At 65.3% G+C, this 1,526-nt stretch carries 1 protein-coding gene; it reads right to left on the bottom strand.

The window, feature by feature from the left end:
• Positions 1-41 precede the first annotated feature (41 nt).
• Positions 42-1,418, bottom strand: a complete 1,377-nt coding sequence (locus tag AAHM40_RS26955; protein ID WP_342247430.1) for an L-serine ammonia-lyase — start codon at positions 1,416-1,418, stop codon at positions 42-44.
• Positions 1,419-1,526: the final 108 nt, after the last annotated feature.

Below are 1,526 nucleotides of genomic sequence, written 5' to 3'. Positions count from 1 at the left end.
CCCTCACCCTCGGCCCCTCTCCCAGAGGGAGAGGGGAGAAATCAGCATTCGATTATGTTCACGGCGAGGCCGCCGCGAGCGGTTTCCTTGTATTTGCTCTTCATGTCGGCGCCGGTCTGGCGCATGGTGCGGATGACCTTGTCGAGGGAGATGAAGTGCTGGCCGTCACCGCGCAGGGCCATGCGAGCGGCATTGATGGCCTTCACCGAACCCATCGCGTTGCGCTCGATGCAGGGCACCTGGACCAGTCCGCCGACCGGGTCGCAGGTCAGGCCGAGGTTGTGTTCCATGCCGATTTCGGCGGCGTTCTCCACCTGTTGCGGGGTGCCCCCCATGACTTCGCAGAGGGCGCCGGCTGCCATCGAGCAGGCCACGCCGACTTCGCCCTGGCAGCCGACTTCGGCGCCGGAGATGGAGGCGTTTTCCTTGTAGAGAATGCCGATGGCGGCGGCAGTGAGCAGGAAGCGCTCGATACCGTCGGTGTTGGCGCCCGGCACGAAGCGGCTGTAGTAGTGCAGCACGGCGGGCACGATGCCGGCCGCACCGTTGGTGGGGGCGGTGACCACGCGGCCGCCGGTGGCGTTTTCCTCGTTCACCGCCAGGGCGTAGAGGTTGACCCAGTCCAGCACGCTGAGGCTGTCGCGCAGGTTGGCTTCCGGGTGTTCGCTGAGCTGGCGGTAGAGCGCGGCGGCGCGGCGCTTCACCTTGAGCCCACCGGGCATGATGCCTTCCTTGCGGCAGCCGGCTGTCACGCAGTCCTGCATCACCTGCCAGATATGCATCAGGCCGGCGCTGGTTTCTTCAGGGGTGCGCCAGGCTTTCTCGTTCTCGCGCATCAGGCCGCTGATGGAGAGCCCGGTGGCGCTGCAGTAGGCGAGCATGTCCTTGCCGGTCGTGAAGGGATAGGGCAGTGGTGTGCGGTCTTCGACTATGCGGTCCAGCCCGGCCGCTTCCTCGTCCACCACGAAGCCGCCGCCCACCGAGTAGTACTCGCGCGAACGGATCTGGATACCAGCGTCGTCGAAGGCCCGGAAAATCATGCCGTTGGGGTGGTAGGGGAGCGGCTTGCGGATCATCGCCAAGTGCTCTTTTTCCACGAAATGAATCGGCTTTTCGCCGCCCAGGCGCAGTTCGCCACTCTGGCGAATGCTCGCCAGGCGCTCATCCACGCGCTCGGTATCCACGGTATCCGGTTGCTCGCCTTCCAGGCCCAGCAGTACGGCCTTGTCGCTGCCGTGGCCCTTGCCAGTGGCACCGAGTGAGCCGTAGAGCTCGACTTTCAGGCTATGGGTGTCGGCCAGCAGGCTCTCGCGGCGCAGGCCCTCCACGAATCGCGCGGCGGCGCGCATCGGGCCAACAGTATGGGAGCTGGAGGGGCCGATGCCGATCTTGAACAGGTCGAAGACACTGAGAGACATGTCGTGCTCCTGAGCGGGTGCTCGGCTCTTTCTTATTAGTCAGCGTAGACAGCCCGACGGAACGGACCTTGCGGACCGACCGCCGTGCTCCTCGTATTGTGTCCGGTC

This window comes from Pseudomonas sp. OTU5201 (assembly GCF_038440135.1).
GTDB classification, from domain to species: domain Bacteria; phylum Pseudomonadota; class Gammaproteobacteria; order Pseudomonadales; family Pseudomonadaceae; genus Metapseudomonas; species Metapseudomonas resinovorans.
This window is presented reverse-complemented; position numbering and strand designations above follow the sequence as displayed.